The sequence below is a fragment of the Dermacoccus nishinomiyaensis genome (genome assembly GCF_900447535.1).
GTDB lineage: Bacteria > Actinomycetota > Actinomycetes > Actinomycetales > Dermatophilaceae > Dermacoccus > Dermacoccus nishinomiyaensis.
This window is the reverse complement of record NZ_UFXX01000001.1, coordinates 1,831,960-1,850,443: the sequence shown is the minus strand read 5'-3', so window position 1 is coordinate 1,850,443 and position 18,484 is coordinate 1,831,960. Positions and strand designations below refer to the sequence as shown.

Annotated in this window: 15 protein-coding genes; 9 read left to right on the top strand and 6 right to left on the bottom strand. The window is 69.5% G+C overall.

Annotation, left to right across the window (positions count from 1 at the left end; translation table 11 throughout):
* Window positions 1–126: 126 nt before the first annotated feature.
* The 3 genes from DYE07_RS08590 to DYE07_RS08580 all read right to left on the bottom strand — a co-directional run bounded on the left by DYE07_RS08590 (window position 127) and on the right by DYE07_RS08580 (window position 3,834).
* Window positions 127–1,425, bottom strand: coding sequence for a glycosyltransferase 87 family protein (locus DYE07_RS08590; protein ID WP_172462975.1), 1,299 nt, complete (start codon window positions 1,423–1,425; stop codon window positions 127–129).
* A gap of 86 nt (window positions 1,426–1,511) precedes the next feature.
* Complete coding sequence (locus DYE07_RS08585) at window positions 1,512–2,243, bottom strand: putative glycolipid-binding domain-containing protein (protein WP_115296769.1); 732 nt, start codon at window positions 2,241–2,243, stop codon at window positions 1,512–1,514.
* Between the two features lie 139 nt (window positions 2,244–2,382).
* On the bottom strand, window positions 2,383–3,834 hold the full coding sequence (locus DYE07_RS08580) for a CCA tRNA nucleotidyltransferase (protein ID WP_040014499.1): 1,452 nt from the start codon (window positions 3,832–3,834) through the stop codon (window positions 2,383–2,385).
* Window positions 3,835–4,363: 529 nt separating this feature from the next.
* On the opposite strand from DYE07_RS08580, the gene DYE07_RS08575 reads away from it, so the two are divergent.
* The 9 genes from DYE07_RS08575 (at window position 4,364) to trxA (ending at window position 15,378) form a co-directional block, all read left to right on the top strand.
* On the top strand, window positions 4,364–4,894 hold the full coding sequence (locus DYE07_RS08575) for a voltage-gated chloride channel family protein (protein ID WP_038566238.1): 531 nt from the start codon (window positions 4,364–4,366) through the stop codon (window positions 4,892–4,894).
* 205 nt (window positions 4,895–5,099) lie between these two features.
* Window positions 5,100–5,579, top strand: coding sequence for an NUDIX hydrolase (locus DYE07_RS08570; RefSeq protein WP_006944822.1), 480 nt, complete (start codon window positions 5,100–5,102; stop codon window positions 5,577–5,579).
* A gap of 4 nt (window positions 5,580–5,583) precedes the next feature.
* Entirely contained in the window at window positions 5,584–7,998 is a 2,415-nt protein-coding gene (locus tag DYE07_RS08565) for a DUF6049 family protein (protein WP_131940196.1), read from the top strand.
* A gap of 3 nt (window positions 7,999–8,001) precedes the next feature.
* Window positions 8,002–10,110, top strand: coding sequence for a murein biosynthesis integral membrane protein MurJ (gene murJ, locus DYE07_RS08560; protein ID WP_115296767.1), 2,109 nt, complete (start codon window positions 8,002–8,004; stop codon window positions 10,108–10,110).
* Between the two features lie 178 nt (window positions 10,111–10,288).
* Window positions 10,289–12,238 carry a protein kinase family protein gene (locus tag DYE07_RS08555; RefSeq protein ID WP_115296766.1) on the top strand — a complete coding sequence of 650 codons (1,950 nt, stop codon included), beginning with the start codon at window positions 10,289–10,291 and terminating at the stop codon, window positions 12,236–12,238.
* An 8-nt stretch (window positions 12,239–12,246) separates the two neighbouring features.
* Entirely contained in the window at window positions 12,247–12,771 is a 525-nt protein-coding gene (gene sigM, locus DYE07_RS08550) for an RNA polymerase sigma factor SigM (protein ID WP_115297125.1), read from the top strand.
* Window positions 12,772–12,879: 108 nt separating this feature from the next.
* Window positions 12,880–13,791 carry an RsmA family anti-sigma factor gene (locus DYE07_RS08545; protein WP_006944757.1) on the top strand — a complete coding sequence of 304 codons (912 nt, stop codon included), beginning with the start codon at window positions 12,880–12,882 and terminating at the stop codon, window positions 13,789–13,791.
* A 184-nt stretch (window positions 13,792–13,975) separates the two neighbouring features.
* A complete protein-coding gene (gene trxB / locus DYE07_RS08540) occupies window positions 13,976–14,980 on the top strand; it encodes a thioredoxin-disulfide reductase (RefSeq protein ID WP_006944760.1) in 1,005 nt (334 codons plus the stop codon).
* Between the two features lie 71 nt (window positions 14,981–15,051).
* A complete protein-coding gene (trxA, locus tag DYE07_RS08535; RefSeq protein ID WP_006944697.1) occupies window positions 15,052–15,378 on the top strand; it encodes a thioredoxin in 327 nt (108 codons plus the stop codon).
* Window positions 15,379–15,545: 167 nt separating this feature from the next.
* Here trxA and DYE07_RS08530 read toward each other — a convergent pair whose 3' ends face one another.
* The 3 genes from DYE07_RS08530 to DYE07_RS08520 all read right to left on the bottom strand — a co-directional run bounded on the left by DYE07_RS08530 (window position 15,546) and on the right by DYE07_RS08520 (window position 18,154).
* Entirely contained in the window at window positions 15,546–15,884 is a 339-nt protein-coding gene (locus DYE07_RS08530; RefSeq protein WP_006944618.1) for a hypothetical protein, read from the bottom strand.
* Complete coding sequence (locus DYE07_RS08525; protein WP_006944763.1) at window positions 15,877–17,118, bottom strand: ParB/RepB/Spo0J family partition protein; 1,242 nt, start codon at window positions 17,116–17,118, stop codon at window positions 15,877–15,879. The genes DYE07_RS08530 and DYE07_RS08525 overlap by 8 nt, the downstream gene beginning before the upstream one ends.
* A 103-nt stretch (window positions 17,119–17,221) precedes the next feature.
* Window positions 17,222–18,154 (bottom strand): ParA family protein, encoded by a 933-nt coding sequence (locus DYE07_RS08520; RefSeq protein ID WP_083607247.1) that lies wholly within the window; start codon window positions 18,152–18,154, stop codon window positions 17,222–17,224.
* Window positions 18,155–18,484: the final 330 nt, after the last annotated feature.

Below are 18,484 nucleotides of genomic sequence, written 5' to 3'. Positions count from 1 at the left end.
TCGATACATCGCGGGTCGGCGGGGTGCCTGTGTCGGCGGTGGGGCGTGGGTGCCCGGTGGGCCAGGGCGCTGTCAGGATGGCGGGTAAGTCACGCGTCGGCAGGCAACTGCGCGCCTACCTGTGAGTTACTCGCCACCGCGTGGGGCGAGTGAAGCGACGTTGCGCCCGCGTCGGCCCGCACGGGCGTCGAGGAGTGCCCAGGCGATCCACAGCGCGCCGGCGACGACGTACGTGTTGCCCAAGACCTTCTGGACGAGGCTCCACGACAACTCGGCGTCCTCGTAGTGAGGTGGCCACCACGTCGAGCGCGAGACGAAGACGAACAGCCACACCATGAGGAGCGCACCCGTGGCGACGGCCCAGCCGGGCGCCCGCTCGGCGGCACCGATGCCCCGCGCGTCGCCATGGTCTACGTCATCGGCCGCATGCTCGCCATTGCCCCCGCGCGCACCCCGGAGCTGACGGACGAGCGCCGCCACGAGCACCAGAGCTGCCGGCCACGCCCAGACCCAGTGATGGCTCCACGAGATCGGCGACATCGCGAGCATCCCGAACGACGCGGCGATCACCGACTCGAGTTCACGACCGCGACGGTGGAGGTAGGAAGCCGCGACGAGCGCCGCCAGACCCGCGAGCGCCTGCGCCACGAGGACGACGGCGTGCGGCAGAGGCCCACCGGCCCACCGCGGCAGCACCCCGGTGAGGGCCTGGTTACCGGCGAAGAAGGCCGAACCCACGCGCGACGGATCGCGCACCGCATCCGTCCAGAAGACCGTCGCGCCATGGGGATTGAACATGAACCCCACCGCGACGGTGGCGGCGAACGTCACGCACACCGTCGCCGCAGCCCGGAACTGCCGCGTGAACACCAGATAGGCGACGAAGAACAGCGGCGTCAGCTTCAACCCCGCAGCCAGACCGACCATGACACCGCGCGCACGATGACGGCCCGTCAGATCGAGCAGACACAACGCCAGCACGATGAGGTTGACCTGCCCGAACGAGAACGTCGCCCACACCGGCTCAAATGCGATCGCCAGCACGCCGACCGGGATGAACCACCACCGCATCCCTCGGCCACGACGCCCGAGGCGGGACGCGGCGGACAGCGCGCGCCGCGTGACGAGCATGAGCGCGGCACACGACGTCGCCGTCACGAGCGTGGCTGCCACGGGGAACGGCAGGTGCCCGAGCGGCGCCATCACCATCGCGCCGAAGGGCGGGTACGTGAACGGCAACGACGCGACGGGGTACTGCTGGTCGTAGAGGTCGGGCGAGAACGCGTGCCGAGCCCCCAGGAGATAGACGCGCAGATCGATGAGCCACGTGTCCGGATCTTGCGCGGCCAGCTTGTGCAGGATGAACGCGGTGACGGCTGCGATGGCGAGCAGCGCCCCGGCGACAAGCGCGGCCCCGGAGCGCATCCGGGTGCGACGGTCGCAGGAGCTGGCCTCGGCCGGCGGCTCAGAATGCACCGAATCGCGAGCCGGGGGTTCGACCATGGTCCTGGTCATGGGACGTCGACGCGCGCGGCGAGATCGGGGTAGGTGAGCACGAGGCCATGATCGTCGACGGTGAGGTCGACGCTGACGTCGCGCGTCGCCGAGCGGTAGTGCACGACCGAGAACACACGCGGGTCGAGCACCGTCATCGCCTCCGTCAGCGCCTGCGGACCCGACGAGTACACCTGCGGCGACGGCATGACAGCGAGATCCGGAAGGCGCACCCACGCCGTCGTGATCGGCCGTTCCCCGACGCCGGCAGCGTCGACCCCGAGACGACGGATCGGCATCGTGTTCGTCACCGGGCAGCCGCCGAGGTCGACGTCGACGGCGTCGCTGAGGAGCAGTTCCATGCCGTCCTCCATGCCGAGCGGGGCCAGCCAACCGGGCGCGTCGCCCGACCCGTCACCCTCCCAGCGCCACAGCGAGCGAGCTCCGTCGTCACGGCGCCAGAGGTTGAGGTGGCGTTGCCACACCCGCTCCCGCCAGCCGCCCTCGTCCGCTGTTTCACGTGAAACGTCGTCGGTTTCAGGTGAAACAGGCACGTAGCCCTCCGCGTCGAGCGTCACGAACTTCGTGCGCCAGCGTGAATCCACGACGAGATCCCACTGCACGCGCCACGTCTCCGTGGACTGACGTCCGGTCGCGACGAACCCGCCCTCCTCGGCGAAGTCGACCGACGCCACGTCGAGGCGCGTCTCGTCGTCGAGGCCCTGCCACGCCACGTCCACTGCAGTCATGGCACCAGCTTGTCAGGCACGCCAGCCGTGACGGCGGCAACACGCCCGCCGCAGTCCACGGCACCCGCCATCGGCCCGCGACGCGCACCCGCGAGAACACGAATGACGCAATACCAACACGGACAGCGCAATGCCCCCGTCAGCCCTGCGACTCCGGCTGCTGCGCCCACCATTCACGCAGCCGCTCGCTCGCGGCGTCCTTGCCGATGACGCCCTCATCGAGGCGCACCGCGAGCAGGTGCTTGTAGGCACGCCCGAGTACCGGCCCGGGCTTGATGCCGAGGACGGCCTGGATCTCGTTGCCGTCGAGCTCGGGCCGCACGGCGGCCAGCTCCTCTTCGGCCTGGAGGCGCTCGATGCGCGCCTCGAGGTCGTCGTAGGTCGCTTGCAGCCGGGCTGCTTTGCGCTTGTTGCGCGTCGTCGAATCCGCTCGCGTCAGCAGGTGCAGGCGCGGCAGCAACGGCCCTGCGTCCGTGACGTAGCGGCGCACGGCCGAGTCGGTCCACTCACCGTTGCCGTAGCCGTGGAAACGCAGGTGCAGCTCTACGAGACGGGAGACCTGCTTGATCGTCTCCTTGTCGAAACGCAGCGCGCGCAACCGCTTGCGCGTCATCTTCGCGCCGACGAGTTCATGATGGTGGAAGCTCACGCCGCCACCCGGCTCGAAACGTCGCGTGTCGGGCTTGCCGATGTCGTGCAGCAGAGCCGCGAGGCGCAGCACGAGATCCGGCCCCTCGACCTCGGTCGGCGCCTCGACCCCCGGCACCTCGCGCGGTCCCTCGAGCGCCATCGCCTGCTCGAGCACGATGAGTGAGTGCTCGTACACGTCCTTGTGACGGTGGTGCTCGTCGATCTCGAGCGCGAGCGCCGGAAGTTCGGGCAGCACGTGTTCGGCGATGCCCGACTCGACGAGCAGTTCGAGCCCCCGGCGCGGCGTCGGTGACATGAGGAGCTTGACCAGTTCGTCCCGCACGCGCTCGGCCGAAATCATCTCGATCGACGCGGCCATTTCGCGCATCGCCCTGAACGCTTCGGGCGCGACGTCGAACCCGAGCTGCGACGAGAAACGTGCCGCGCGCATCATGCGCAGTGGGTCGTCACCGAACGAGACCTCCGGGTCGGTCGGGGTGCGCAGCACACCTGCAGCCAGGTCGGCGAGACCGCCGTACGGGTCGACGAACGTCAGGTCGGGCAGGCGCAGCGCCATCGCGTTGACGGTGAAGTCGCGGCGGACGAGATCGTCGTCGAGCGAGTCACCGAACTCGACCACCGGCTTGCGCGTCTCACGGTCGTAGGCGTCAGCGCGGTAGGTCGTGATCTCGACCTGGACGCCACCCTTGCGCACCCCGATCGTGCCGAACGCGCGGCCCAGATCCCACGTCGCGTCGGCCCATCCGGCGACGATGCGCTCGGTGTCATCGGGGCGGGCGGACGTCGTGAAGTCCAGATCCGGCGAGGTGCGGGAGAGGAAGGCGTCGCGCACCGGCCCACCGACGAGAGCGATCTCGTGCCCGGCCCCGGCGAACAGCTCACCGAGCTGCCGCAGCAGCGGCATGACCGGTTCGAGATGCGCGATCGCTGTCCCGAGCATCCTCGCCCCCGACGCCGGAGGCGCCGCGGTCGTGCCCGTCCGGGCGTCCTGCTGGGTGGAGGTGGAGGTGTGCGTCACTGGTCAAGGGTATCCAGTCGCCCACCTCGGGCCGCACCCCCGTTGCGCTGCCGCGTGATGGCTGCCGCCACGCCTGAGTGGTGGCCGTCGCCTCGCGTTCAGCGCCTCTTCGCAACGGGCTTCATCAAATGGAGTCGTTGCGATGAACAATGCGGGCGATCGTCGCCCCCCGTCGCCATGTTCCACGTGAAACATCGCTTCGTCCTCGCTCGACGTCGGTCACATCCACGCCAGCATCGAATCGACGGTCCCCACATGAGCACCTCAGCAGACGTGCCGCCGTTCCTACCCGCTCGGCGCATCCGCGCGGTCGCTGCCGCCTACGGTGCGGTCTCGGGGCGGTGGCCGGCCTCGCGCTGACCCCGATGAACGGTGCGCAGCACCTCATCTGGCACGGGCCCAGAGCCCCGTACGATCTGCCGCCACCATCCTGCTCAGCGGTGTCATCATCGTGCCGCTGCGGCGCAAGGATGACCACCTCGACACCCTCGACTCCCTCATCACCGACTCCGAGGATCCCGTCGCCGTGCGCTGGCGGCGCACGCTTCACCTGTGCGCCCTCGGTGTCGCGGCCGTCGCCGGCTTCCTCGGCTGCGTCGTCATCCATCAGGCCACCAGCGGTGAGCACGTCGCCCTCGGTCTGCCGACCGTCGGCGGCGGTCAGGAACAGATGCTGTGGGCCTTCGTTCCCGCAGCCGCGGGCGCTGCGATCGCCGCGCTCTTCAACGCCGGACAGCCGCTGCTGGGCAGATGGCTCGATGCGGTGCCGGCACCGTCATGGGTGCAGGCCATGCTCGCCACGATGGCCGTCGCCCTCCTCGCGGCCTTCCTCCCGCAGGCCCGATTCTCCGGACACGAGCAGATGCCGGAGATCGCCGCCTTCATTCACGACGGCGCATGGGTGACGCTCGCGGCGCTGGCCTGCGCAAGCCCCTCGCCGCGCTGCTGTTGTGCGCCCTCGGCGCCGGCACCGGCGCCCTGATCCCGCTCATGGTCGCGACGCTCGTCGGCGCCGTCATCGCTCGTCTGTTGCCGGAGCGCGAGCAACACTGACGGGGCACCCCCAGGCCGCCCACGAACGGCCGCGACGGACGTCAAGACCGGGCGCCGGCGAGTTTTCCGCATCATGCCGGGGCCTGCGGGCGAGCGCGGGCGCAAACGCCGAACCCTCTCGTTAAGGTATGAGAATGACCGTCTCCTCGCACCGCGTGCACCGGGCTGCGCGCCTTGCGACGCTCGAGGAGATCTCTGCGGGCGGCGTCGTCGTCGACGTTCGCGATCACCAGGCCTACCTCGCTCTCATCGCGCGCCACAATCGCGCCGGACGCGTCGAGTGGTGCCTGCCGAAGGGCCACATCGAAGCCGGTGAGACGCTCGTCCAGACCGCGGAACGCGAGGTGGAGGAGGAGACCGGCATCAAGGGCCGGGCCCTCGTGACGCTCGGCGTCATCGACTACTGGTTCTCCGTGCCGGGCTACCGCATCCACAAGATGGTGCACCACTACCTGCTCGAAGCCGTCGGAGGCGAGATCAGCATCGAGAAGGACCCGGACCACGAAGCCATCGACGCGCAGTGGTTCCGCCTCGACCGCGCCCACGAACACCTGACGTTCCCCAACGAACGCCGCATCGCCGCGACGGCGTGGGCCCGCCTGACCGGTCACTGAGTCGATGACGAGACGAGCCCACCTCGCCGCGTTCTCGGGCCTGCTCGCCACCTGCCTGGCAAGCGGCCCGCCATGCCTGACGAGCACTGCCGCAGCTTCGACGGTGGCGAACGTGTCGTCCGTGGCCGGCATGTCGGCCCATGCCGCGAGCGCCTCGCGCGTCGCGACGAAGAGTTCGGCGCAGAGCGGTCCGATCGCTGTGTCGCTGACAGGCTCGACACCCCCCACCCTGAAGAGCGGCGACTCGCTCTCGCTCAGCGTGCAGGTGCGCAACACGGGCTCGACGCCGCTGACGAACGCAACCACCCGCATCAGCGTCGCCAAGCGTGCGCTCGACACGTTGGAGGTGCAGTCACGCTGGAGCGCCGGCGAGGTCGCGATGACCAACCCCGCCACGGCGACGACGAACGTCGGGACGCTTGCACCGGGCGCGAGCACGAACGTCACCGTGACGATCCCGGCGAACCAGCTCGACGTCAGCTTCACGATGGCGACGATGCCGCTGCAGGTCGATGTCACCGGAGGCGGCTCCACCGCGACGATCCGCAGCTTCGTGACGACGCAGGCCGATTCGACGAAGTTCACGCCGATGTCGACGTCCGTCGTCATTCCCATCACGCTTCCGGCCGACCCGAAGCTGTTCACCGCGAGCGGTCGCGAGCGCTTCGACGCGTGGAACAAGGCCATCGGGCCGGGCTCGGACATCCAGCGTCTCCTCGCCTCGAACCCGGGTGCCCCCGTCACGTGGATGATCGACCCGGCGGTGCTCGATCCCGCTGCGGCACAGGACGGTTCGCTCCCGACGGAGGCTGCCGCGGACCGGGCGACGACGTCGACGCCCAGTTCGTCGAGCTCCGCGTCGGCCTCGCCCGGTGACACGGGTTCCGCCGGCAGCACGCCGTCCTCGTCCTCCGCGTCGTCGACGGCGAGCGCCGGTAGTGCCTCGCCCAGCAACACCGCACCGAGCGGGGCATCGACCTCGTCGACCTCGTCGAGGGACGCGTCCTCGTCGTCAAGCAGTTCCTCTTCGAGCACCTCGTCCTCGCAGGATCCTGCTCCGGCGACGACCGTCGAGGCACTCGCGGCCGACCTCGTCGCGACGTTGAAGGAGCGTCCGAGCGGTCAGCAGGTCGTGTTCACGCCCTACGGCGACCCCGACCTGTCGTCTTTGACGGCGGACGATCGGCCCCCGGGCAGCGACGCCGTGCTGCGGCGCGCACTCGCCCGTCCACTGTCGCCGGCGTTGAAGGAACTGTCGACGACGGTGGTCGCCGCGCCGGCTGCGCCGCTCAGCGTGTCGGCGACGAACCGGTTGTCGCAGGTGTGGTCGTCGGTGCTCGGCGGCAAGCCCCTCATCATCACGCCCAACGTCACGCTCGACGGCTCCGACTTCGTCTCGGCCTCATCGGCGGCGCGACGCAGCACGTCCGGCATCCCGATGATCGGGTACACGAGCGCCCTCAGCGCGCCGCTGAGCTCGGACGGCGCCGACAGCGACGTCGAGGCCGGGTTGCGCGAACAGGCCGCGGGTCTCGCTCTCTACCAACAGTTTCCGTCGGCCGACCGCAGCCTCATGGTCATGGGCGATCGCCTCGGCACGACGTCGCCGTCGCGTCTGGCGCAGGTGCTGTCGGCCATCGACACGGCGCCGTGGATGACGACGAGCGCCCTCGACGTCTCGAGCAGCCGCTCGGCGGGCACCGTGGCCAAGCTGTCGACCGAGGCACCTGCCTCGGACGGCGTCTGGCCCCGGCCCAGCACGCAGGCCTTCGATGCGCGCGACCTGCAACGCGCATCGCGCACCCTCGCGTCGCTGACGCAGGTGGCGGGCGCGGTCGTCGACGGTGACGACATCGTGCCGGCGTGGAGCCGCAATCTCGATCAGCTGACGAGCACCCGCTGGCGCGGCACCTCGCCGGACGTCGACGAGCTCGTCCAGCATGCCTCCGCCGCCGTGTCGACGATCCCCGAGCACGTCAGCGTCGTCCCGGCGCGCATCAACTTCTTCTCCGACTCGGGCACGATCAGCGTGACGGTGAAGAACGACCTGGCGCGCGACGTCAAGGACGTCAGCCTGACGCTCACGCCACGCACGTACGCGGTGCAGTTCCGCTCGCAACCGGAGCCCGTGACGATCAAGGCGAAGGGCCAGACGACGGTGCGCGTCCCCCTCGCCGCGCAGGCTGCGAGCCTCGTCGACGTCGACGCGAGCCTGACGGCCGCGAACGGCGTCGCGCTCGGCCCGGACACGTCTGACACGTCCCCGTTGCGCATCAACGCGCGCCCGACGGGTACGTGGATCTTCTGGGTGCTCGGTATCGTGGCGTTGCTCGTCTTCTGCTACGGCCTCGTGCGCGGCAGGAAGGCGGGAACCCGCCGACGCGATGAGCTCGCGCGGGACATCCAGCTGGAGGAGTAGCCGATGTCGAACGCCGAACCTGATCCGTCGCGCCCGAACGGCGCGGCGTCCGGATCGCTCGGCGCGATGTACGAGACGGCGGTACGGCACACCATCGCGATGCCGAACGTCGCGGGTACGAGCATCGGTTCGGCCTACGAGTCGTGGTTCGAGGCCGACCAGGAGGCGCAGTGGTTGCGCAACCTCGAGTCCACGCGCAGCCACGCGAGCAGCGACCACACGCAGGTCATCGACCTCGGCGAGGTTGACGCCTACCGCGAGCGCCGCGAGGCCGAGGACGCCTGGAACCTCGAGGCTGACGACGCCTTGGCCGTCTCCGGCAGACCCGGAGCCCAGCGAGGCTCGGGCGCCTCTCGTGTTTCACGTGAAACACGAGAGGCGCGGACGGCCGCCATCCCGACGACGGGGGCCGCAGGCCCGGCGACCGACGCCGTCGAGACGCCCGCCGACGGCCCCCAGACCGCAGCGGCGAAGTCCTCGGGAACAGGCGGGGTTCTGCGCAACAGCGCCATCATGGCGGCCGGCACGCTCGTCTCACGCATGCTGGGCCTGCTCCGTTCCGTGCTGACGGTCTGGGCCCTCGGCTCGACGACGGGCATCGCCAACACGTGGGCGACGGCCAACAGCCTGCCCAACATCATCTACCTGCTCCTGGCCGGCGGTGTCATCAACGCTGTTCTCGTCCCGCAGATCACGCGCGCGCTCGAGCACTCCGACGGCGGCAAGGCCTACACGGACCGCATCGTCACGCTCACGCTGACGATCCTGCTCGGCGTCACCGTCATCGGCATGGCCCTCGCCCCGTGGGTCTACCAGATCTACGACCACAAGAACGTCACGGGCGACAAGCTCCACGTCGCCACGGCGTTCACGCTCATCTGCCTTCCGCAGATCTTCTTCTACGGCGTCTACACGATCCTCGGTCAGGTGCTCAACGCGCGCGGACGCTTCGGGGCGTTCATGTGGAGCCCCGCGCTGGCGAACGTCGTCATCATCCTGGGGCTCGTCTGGTTCATCGCGGCGTACCCGCACGGTCAGAACGGGGTTCCGCCGTACTCGGGGTGGACCACGGAGATGATCCTCGTCCTCGCGTTGCCCGCGACGCTCGCGATCGTCGCTCAGGCCCTGGTGCTCGTCCCCGTGCTCAAGCGTGCGGGGTACTCGTTCACCCCGAACTTCAAGTTCCGGGGCGTGGGTCTGCGCAGCGCTTCGACGATGGCCGGCTGGGCGTTCGCGGCCGTCATCGTCCAGCAGCTGGGCCTCATCGTCACGTCCCGGCTGCTCAACTCCCAGCCTGACGGTGAACCCGGAAAGGGAGCGCAGGATCAGGCGTTCCTGCTGTTCACCCTCCCGCACTCCCTCATCACCGTCAGCCTGGTCACCGCGCTGTTCACGCGGATGTCCATCGCCGCCGGCCGCAACGAGACGGACAAGGTGAAGGACGACATGACGACAGGTATCCGTCTGTCGGGCCTTGCGTCGGTCATGCTGACGTTCGGCTGTTTCGCGCTCGTCTTCCCGCTCGTGTCGGCCATGTTCGGCGCGGATCCGGACACGCGGTGGGCCATCGGCTCAATGGCCATCGCCATGCTCGTCGGCCTCGTGCCCTACTCGCTGTGCCTCGTCATCCAGCGCGTCTTCTACGCCTACAACGACGCGAAGACCCCGTTCTGGATGCAGATCATCTGCACGGGGATCGCCGTCGGACTGACCGTGCCCTGGTTCTTCCTGCAGGACACGACCATCCTCGGTCACCCCGGCGCCCACTGGGTCGGCGTCGGCGTCGGTCTCGCGCAGACGATCTCCAACGTCGTCCAGGCCGCGGTGGGTTTCGTCCTGCTGAGGCGCCGCTTCGGCGCCGTCGACCTGTCGGAGACGGTGCGCACCTACGTCCGTCTGGCGATCGCCGCGATCATCGCCACCGGCGTCACGTTGCTCGTCAGTTTCCTCATCCACCAGGTCGCGCCCGTCACGCGTGTCGAGAGCCTCGTCGAACTGCTCATCATCGGCCCGCTGTTTCTCGCCGTGTACTTCCTCGTCGCGAGCCGCCTGCGCGTGCAGGAGATCAACAGCCTGCTCGGCCCGATCACCCGTCGTCTGCGTCGAGGCTGACGTCCCCTCGCGGTCGTGACGCGTCATCGTCACGGCCGCTCGGGGCGATGCCTCCAGACCTCGCCGCGCCGAAGGGACGCCGTACCGCGTGGTTGCCCGGCGGGCTGCTTAGGATGAACCGAGCCCGGCGTCTCAGCGACGCGCGGGCCGTGGTTCATCGACGCGACGAGGAGTGCGAGTGCAGGGCATCACGAAGGGCACGGTGCTGGGCAACCGGTACGAGCTGACGTCCGAGATCTCGGACGCCCCCGGTCTCGCACGCTGGATCGCGCGTGACGAGAAACTCGGGCGTGACGTCGCCATCACCGTCGTCGGGTCGCGTTCGGCGCACGCCGACGCGGCACTCGACAGTGCCCGCCGCGCCGCGGGCGTCGAGGACCCGCGCCTCGTGCGCGTGCTCGACGCGGGGCGTGACGACGAGTTTGCCTACATCGTCGAGGAGCCGCACACGGGCGCCTACAGCCTCGCCGACCTCGCACGCTTCGAGCCGATGCATCCCGAGGAGGCGCGTCGCATCGTCGGTGAGACGGCGAGCGCCCTCGAGGCCGCGCGTCAGCGCGGCCTGCACCACCTCATCCTCACGCCGCGTCACGTCCTACGCCTCGCCGACGGTTCCATCGCCGTCACCCAGGTCGCCGTCGGTGGCTCTCTCGCCGGACGTGACGACGTCTCCAGCTCCGAGGCGACCGCCATCGACACGCGTGCGCTCGTGGATCTGCTCTACACGGCCTTGACGGGCACGTGGCCGGGCGACCCGAAGGACATCGAGGGCCTCAAGGGCATCGAACTCGCGCAGCGTCGCGCCGACGGGCAGATCGCGACACCCGCCGAGATCGTCGACGGCGTGCCGAGTGATCTCGACGCGATGTGCCGCCAGGTCCTCAACACCGGTGACGGCCCGCGCACGCCGGGCGAGGTCGCGCGTCAGCTCGCGCCGTGGTCGGCGCAGATCATCACGGCTCCGGGCCGTGGGCGACGCAGCGTCGAAACCGACGACGACACCGCTGGCGAGCCCGAGTCGACGTTCGTCGTCCGCCGGGCCGACGAGCGCGCGGGTACCGGCGACGGTGCAGGCAAGCGCTCGGCCGTCGGAGCCGTCGGTGCTGCGGCCCTCGCAGCGGCAGGTTCGAGCAAGGGTGGCTCGGACAAGAGTGCCTCCGGCAAGGCCGGTGCGACGAGCAGCGGCGTGAGCGCCGTCAAGAAGAGCGGCACCAAGAACGGTTCGTCCTCCACCGACGACGTGCTCGGCGACGACGCCACCGACCCCGGCGCGAAGCCCGCGGTGGCTCTTCCGCGCAAGCCCGCCCCGCGTCGTGTCAACGAACCCGACCCCGCCGACGCGACGATGGTGGGCCGCCCCGTCGCATTCGACGCGGACGAGACCACGCAGTTCAACCTCGACGACGAGGACGCCGCGTACGCCCGCACCTCCTACGACCCGTCGTTCGAGGAGCTCGAGCCCCCGGTACCGGGGTTCAACGGCGGCACCGACGACCCTGACCCGGCGAGCAGCAAGCTCGCCCTCGTCCTCGTCGGCCTCATCGTGCTCGGTGCGCTCGTGCTCGCCATCTTCGGGCTCCAGGGCATCACCGGCAGCTCTGACAAGCCGGACGCCGCCGCGAAGCCCAGCACGACCGCCTCGTCGCCGAAGGGTTCGAGTGCGCCGTCCTCTGCCTCGAGCGCTGCCCCGGCAGGCACCCCCGTCCAAGCCGCCGCAGCCACGCTCGTGAACGCGCAAGGAGCGCGCCAATCCGGTTCGCTGGCCGCGGCCAACGCCATCGACGGCAACCCCGACACGGTGTGGATGAGCCTGCGCTACCGTCGCGCCTCCTGGGGCGGCGACCCCGACATGGGTGGCGTCAGCATCGACCTGGGTTCGCAGACAGCCGTCAAGACCATCAAGGTGACGCCCGGCAAGCGCACGCCGCTGACCGCCGACGTCTACGTCAGCGACACCCCCGGCAAGACGGGCACGAAGGTCGGCTCGATGTCGAGCGCGACGAGTGAGCAGACGATCTCGACGAACGCGTCGGGGCGCTATGTCACTGTCTTCATCCCGAATCAGACGAAGCCCGCCGGCCAGTCGTACTACGAGTCGTCGATCGCCGAGGTCACGGTCTCGAAGTGAACGGATCCGTGCTTCGGGACAGCACCGACGAAGAACTCGTCCAGGCTCATCGTGAGGGTGACCCGGACGCGTTCGGCGTGCTGTTCGAGCGCTACAAGGACAGGATGTGGGCGGTCGCCCTGCGCACGACCCGCGACCCGGAGCTCGCCGCGGACGCCGTGCAGGAGGGTTTCCTCGCCGCGTTCAGACGCCTCGAGTCGTTCCGCGGTGATGCGAAGTTCTCGACATGGCTGCACCGCGTCGTCGTCAACACCGCACTCGACCGGCTGCGCCGACTGAAGCCGACGCAGGAGTGGCCCGAGTACGACATCGCCGACACGCGGGACGCGCATGCGCAGACCGACGTCCGCCTCGACGTCCGTCAGGCCCTTGCGCAGCTGCCCGAGGGGCAGCGCCTGTGCCTCGTCCTCGTCGACATGGAGGGTCTCAGCGTCGCCGAGGCCGCGACGCACCTCGGCATCGCCGAGGGCACCGTGAAGTCGCGGTGTGCGCGGGGGCGCACTGCCCTCGCGGGCATGCTCGCGGATCGATGACGCCGAGGCGTCATCCCGAAGACGTGGCTCACGTCACGGAACCACCGTGCCCGCCTGCGCGTCAGACACAATGAAGCACCCGTCCACGCTCATGAGAGGAGGCCTGACATGACCCGCAACTTCCGCGACGAGTGGGAGGCGTCCGCGCACGCCGACGACAAACCGGTCGCGTCGGCCGAGGTGCAGCAACAGATCGCTGCCATGCTGCGGACGGAGGCCTCCCGTGACGCTCCCCGCATGCCCGACGACGTCGCCACGCGCGTGCGCGACGCGCTGACGAGCGCGTCCCGTGAGGCGGGGGTGCCCTCGGACGAGAGGCTGTCGGACGTGCGACGTCCGCCCGAAGATCTCCAGCGCGATGAGCGCCCCGCGGTGCCCCCGGCGGTGCCGCTGCCGCAGCGTCCTGGAACGCAGCAGCGCCCCGCGGTCCCGGCTTCCGAAGGACAGATGAATCCTCCGGCGGCGTCGCAGAGCCCGTCAGGGGCCACCGTCACCTCCCTGGACGGCCATCGTCGCCGACGCACCCTCGGGCGCGCGGCGCTGGCGCTCGGCGCCGCGGCGGCCGTCGCCATCGGCGCGGTGACCCTCGTGACGAACCGTGACGAGCCCCATCCGAGTGCCCAGCCCACGGCAGAGGCGTCGATGGAACCTGCCGAGGAGAACTACGCCTCACGCGTGCGTGTCACGCAGACGCAGACGAAGTACACGTCGACGGATCTCGCGACGCAGGCTGCGGCGCTGCGGACGTCGAAGTCGCCTGCGATCGAACCCGCGCAGGCCAACGCGCAATCCCTGGGCCCCCTGGCCACCGGCGAGGGCGTGCAGGCCTGCCTGCAGGCCGTCGCGAAGGGCGTCATCGAGAAGCCCGACGCCGTCTACGCCGACTTCGCCACCTACGACGGCACCCCCGCCGTCATCGTCGTCGCCGTGAAGGGCCGCACGTCGACGGCCTGGGTCGTCTCGCGCACCTGCAGCACGGCCACCGACCTCGAGGCGGGGCCGACGTCCGTCACGACGTGAGGGCCGGGGTCGACGGTTTCGCATCGACTTGCTCGCCAGCCCGGTGGCTCGACGCCGCGGTACGCCTCGGCATGCGCTCGGAATGTCCCACGACTAGAGTGCGTTGTGCAGGGTGACAGCGGGCGCGCGACAGCGCCGAGACCTTCCCCGGGCAGCCCGTGACAAGACAACGAAGGAAGCTTTCGTGAGCGACCAGGCCGTGCGCAACCTCATCATCATCGGCTCCGGCCCCGCCGGGTACACCGCCGCCATCTACGCGGCGCGAGCCAATCTCGAACCGCTCGTGTTCGAGGGCTCCGTCACCGCTGGTGGCGCCCTGATGAACACCACCGAGGTGGAGAACTTCCCCGGTTTCTCGGACGGCATCATGGGCCCCGACCTCATGGAGAAAATGCGTGCGCAGGCCGAGCGCTTCGGCGCCGAGCTCGTGCGTGACGACGTCACATCCGTCGATCTCACCGGTGCCGTCAAGACGGTCGTCGACGGCGAGGGCGTCACCCACCGCGCGAAGGCCGTCATACTCGCGATGGGCTCGGCATACCGCGAACTGGGCCTTCCCGACGAGAAGCGCCTCTCCGGCCACGGCGTCTCGTGGTGCGCGACGTGCGACGGCGCGTTCTTCCGCAACCAGGAGATCATCGTCGTCGGCGGCGGCGACTCGGCTGTCGAGGAAGCCACCTTCCTCACGCGCTTCGCCGCGAAGGTGACGATGGTGCATCGGCGCGACGAGCTTCGCGCCTCCAAGATCATGGCCGAGCGCGCCGAGAACGACCCCAAGATCGAATTCGCCTGGAACAGCGAAGTCGTCGCCATCCACGGCGAGGACAAGCTGACCGGCGTGACGCTGCGCGACACCGTCACCGGTGACGAGCGCGAGCTCGCCGCGACCGGCCTGTTCATCGCGATCGGCCACCTGCCGCGCAACGAGCTCGTCACCGGGCAGATCGAGCTCGACGACGAGGGTTACGTCGTTGCGCAGGAGCGTTCGACGCACACGAACGTCGACGGCGTCTTCGCGTGCGGCGACCTCGTCGACCATACCTACCGTCAGGCCATCACGGCCGCCGGTTCGGGCTGCTCCGCAGCCCTCGACGCCGAGCGCTTCCTCGCCCACCTCGACGCGGCGGGCGAGCCCGCTCCCGACGCGTCCCTCACCGCGGAGCCTCAGGGCGCCGACGCGGCGCGCTGATCATCTTCGACCGACCAAGAACCATCGACCACGGGTGCCGCTTCGCCGGTGCCGGCACAGAGGAGAACATCATGGGAGCCACCAAGCCCACCACGGACGCCACGTTCGACGCCGACGTCCTGAAGAACAGCAAGCCCGTCCTCGTCGACTTCTGGGCCGAGTGGTGCGGCCCCTGCCGCGCCGTCGCGCCGATCCTCGAGGAGATCGCAGCGGCGAACGCCGACAAGATCGACGTCTACAAGCTCAACACGGACGAGAACCCGGCGATCTCCGCGAAGTACGGCATCACCGGCATCCCGACGATGAACGTCTACCAGAACGGTGAGGTCGTCAAGACGATCGTCGGCGCCATGCCGAAGCCGAAGCTGCTGCGCGAGCTCGAGCCGTTCCTCGGCTGAACCGAGCCGCATCACGACACTGTCGGGCACGCAGCGTCCGACGACGAAGCCCCGGCCCACCAGACATGGTGGGCCGGGGCTTTTCGTCTCTACCCCCGTGCTGCCCCCCCCTTGCGCCCAGATGCACCCGGGTGCACTTGGACGCAAGGGGGGCGGCCGTCAGCGGTTCAGCGGTTCTTGTCGAACTCTCGCTTGATGGCCGCCCCGCAGATGCCGAGGACGACGAGGCCCAGCATCGCCATGCCCCAGTCGCCGTGCATGACGTCGCCGATGACGAAGTAGGCGAAGATCAGCGCGAAGAGGCAGAAGATGACGAGCTGCGGCGTCGCCGTGCGGCCCCGACGGCGGTCGATAGCGTTGTCGCTCAGCGGATCCGTGCCGTCGATCAGCGGAGCGTCGGTGATGTCGGAACGCGTCAGATGCCCGTCCTGCGTCTGCGCCGTGGCCGAGCTGCCGTCAGAATGATTGACCTCAGGAGCCTCATTCGGGTCGAGACGCTCAGCCACGTTCGATCCCGAGAGCGTCCATGATGCGGTTGAGGTCGTCGACGGAGGCGAACTCGACGGTGAGCTTGCCCTTGTTCTTGCCCATCGTGATGCCGACGCGGGTGTCGAGCTTGTCGGCGAGATTGCTGGCCCAGTGATCGAGATCCGGGTTGGTTTCACGTGGAACAGCGCTCTTGCGCGGCTTCGTGTCGTCGCCGAGCGCGATGATCTCCTCCGTCGCGCGCACGGAGAGGCCCTCGGCCACGATGCGCTGGGCGAGCCGCTCCATCGCGGCGGGGTCACTCATGCCGAGCAGGGCACGGGCGTGGCCGGCACTCAGGACACCCGCGGCGACGCGACGCTGCACCACCGGCGGCAGCTTGAGCAGGCGGATCGTGTTGGAGATCTGCGGGCGGCTGCGGCCGATCTTCGTGGCAAGCTCGTCGTGCGTGCAGCCGAAGTCCTCGAGCAACTGTGCGTAGGCCGCCGCTTCTTCGAGGGGGTTGAGCTGGCTACGGTGCAGGTTCTCGAGCAGGGCGTCACGCAGCAGATCCTCGTCCGTCGTCGAACGGACGATGGCCGGCACTGTCGCGAGACCGGCCTCCTGCGAGGCCCGCCAACGCCGCTCACCCATGATGAGTTCGTAGGGCGTCTGCGCGTGATCCGGGTCGCCCTCCGGCACGGGCCGCACGACGATGGGCTGCAGAACCCCGATCTCGCCGATCGAGTGGACGAGTTCGGCCATGTGCTCCTCGTCGAACACCGAGCGCGGCTGCTTCGGGTTCGGGCGGATCAGCGACTGCGAGATCTCGGCGAACGACGCACCAGGCACGGGCGCGAGGTTCGACGTCACGTCCCTCTCGTCATCAATGCCGGCCGCGTCATCACGCTGTGCCGGCTGCGCTTCGAGCTTCGCCACCTCTGTTTCACGTGAAACGCTCGGCGCCTGCCCCGCGGGCTGCGTGACGGCGGCCGCGGCCGCGGCGAGGTCGTCGTGGCGGCGGTGCGTCGAGGCGCGCGATTCGGTCCGGGGTTCGGTACCCCGCGGCGCCTGGTGCGACGGGCGCGGCGTGAGGGCCTCGCTGAAGCGGCTCGCACGGGCCTCCGGGGCGCTGGGTTCGTCGCCGTCCTGCGTGCGCGAGGCCTTGGAGTCGGTGAAGAAGACGTCCGTCGGGCGCGTCACCCGCGTCGGTTCGGTGGTGTTGGGGATGAGCGCACCCAGGCCACGGCCGAGTCCACGTCGCTTGTCGTTCATCGAGGTCCACTTCCTACACGGTGGGTCAGGCGGGATGAGTATGAGAAGGCTGCGTACGACGTCGCAGCATGACGGCGATCGCCGTCGGGCGTCACGGCGTCGGTCATCGTCCGATTCGCCCCGAAGGCTCGGGCACGCTCGCACCGCGCAGGGCGATCTCCCGAGCAGCATCGCGGTAGCTCGTCGCACCGGTGCTCGTCGGGTCGTACGTCATGACGGTCTCGCCATGGCTCGGCGCCTCCGAGATGCGCACCGAGCGCGGCACGAGCGCGCCGAGCACCTGCTCGGGGAAGTGCGCGCGCACCTCGTCCGCGACCTGCGCGGAGAGGTTGGTGCGCCCGTCGTACATGGTGAGAAGGATGGTCGAGACGTGCAGCCCGGGGTTGAGGTGCATCTTGATCATCTCGATGTTCTTGAGCAGCTGGCTCAGCCCCTCGAGCGCGTAGTACTCGCACTGGATGGGGATGAACACCTCGTCAGCCGCGACGAACGCGTTGACGGTGAGCAACCCGAGGCTCGGCGGGCAGTCGATGAAGACGTAGTCGAAGCGCTCGTCCGGGGTCGAGTCAGCCAACTGCGCGTTGATCGAACGGTGCAGACGGGATTCGCGAGCGACCAGGGAGACGAGCTCGATCTCCGCGCCAGCGAGGTCGATCGTCGCCGGCGCACACCACAGGCCGGGGATGTCGGGGCACTGGGCCATGACCTCGTCGATCGGCGTTCCTTCGACGATGACGTCGTAGACGCTCGGCACGTCGGAGTGGTGCTCGATGCCGAGAGCAGTGGAAGCGTTGCCCTGCGGGTCGATGTCGATGACGAGAACCTTGAGCCCCGCCTGAGCGAGCGCCGCCGCGACGTTCACGGTCGTCGTCGTCTTCCCGACGCCGCCCTTCTGATTCGCGACCGTGAGCACCCGCGGGTGCGTCGGGCGCGGCAGTTGTTCGACGCCCGTGAAACTCACGCGCGCCGGCCTGGGCTCGGCTGACGGTGCCTCGGGTTCGGCGTGGAGCACATCGCGTCGTCCTTCGTCGTCCATGGGGTGCTGTGGGTCGTCGTGATCTGTCACGCCTTGCCAGTCGGTGTCCGTCGCGCGTTCGAAGCTGGGAACGCGGGGGCGGGCATGGCGGCGAGCGCGACGCGACGGCAGGGGTGAGCGCGCAGCCAGGGCGGGATCAGCCTCGACGCTCTGCGACTGCGGAGCGTCTGTGGCCTCGGACCCGGCATGATGACGCGGCACGTACCCCTCGCTCTGCGCAGAATTGCGGTGCGACACATCCTCTTGTGACGCAGTGCCCTCGGGCACCTCGGCCGTGCCCTGATCTGCCGATGCCTCGTCGACGACGGGACCGGTCAACGTCACCGTCGT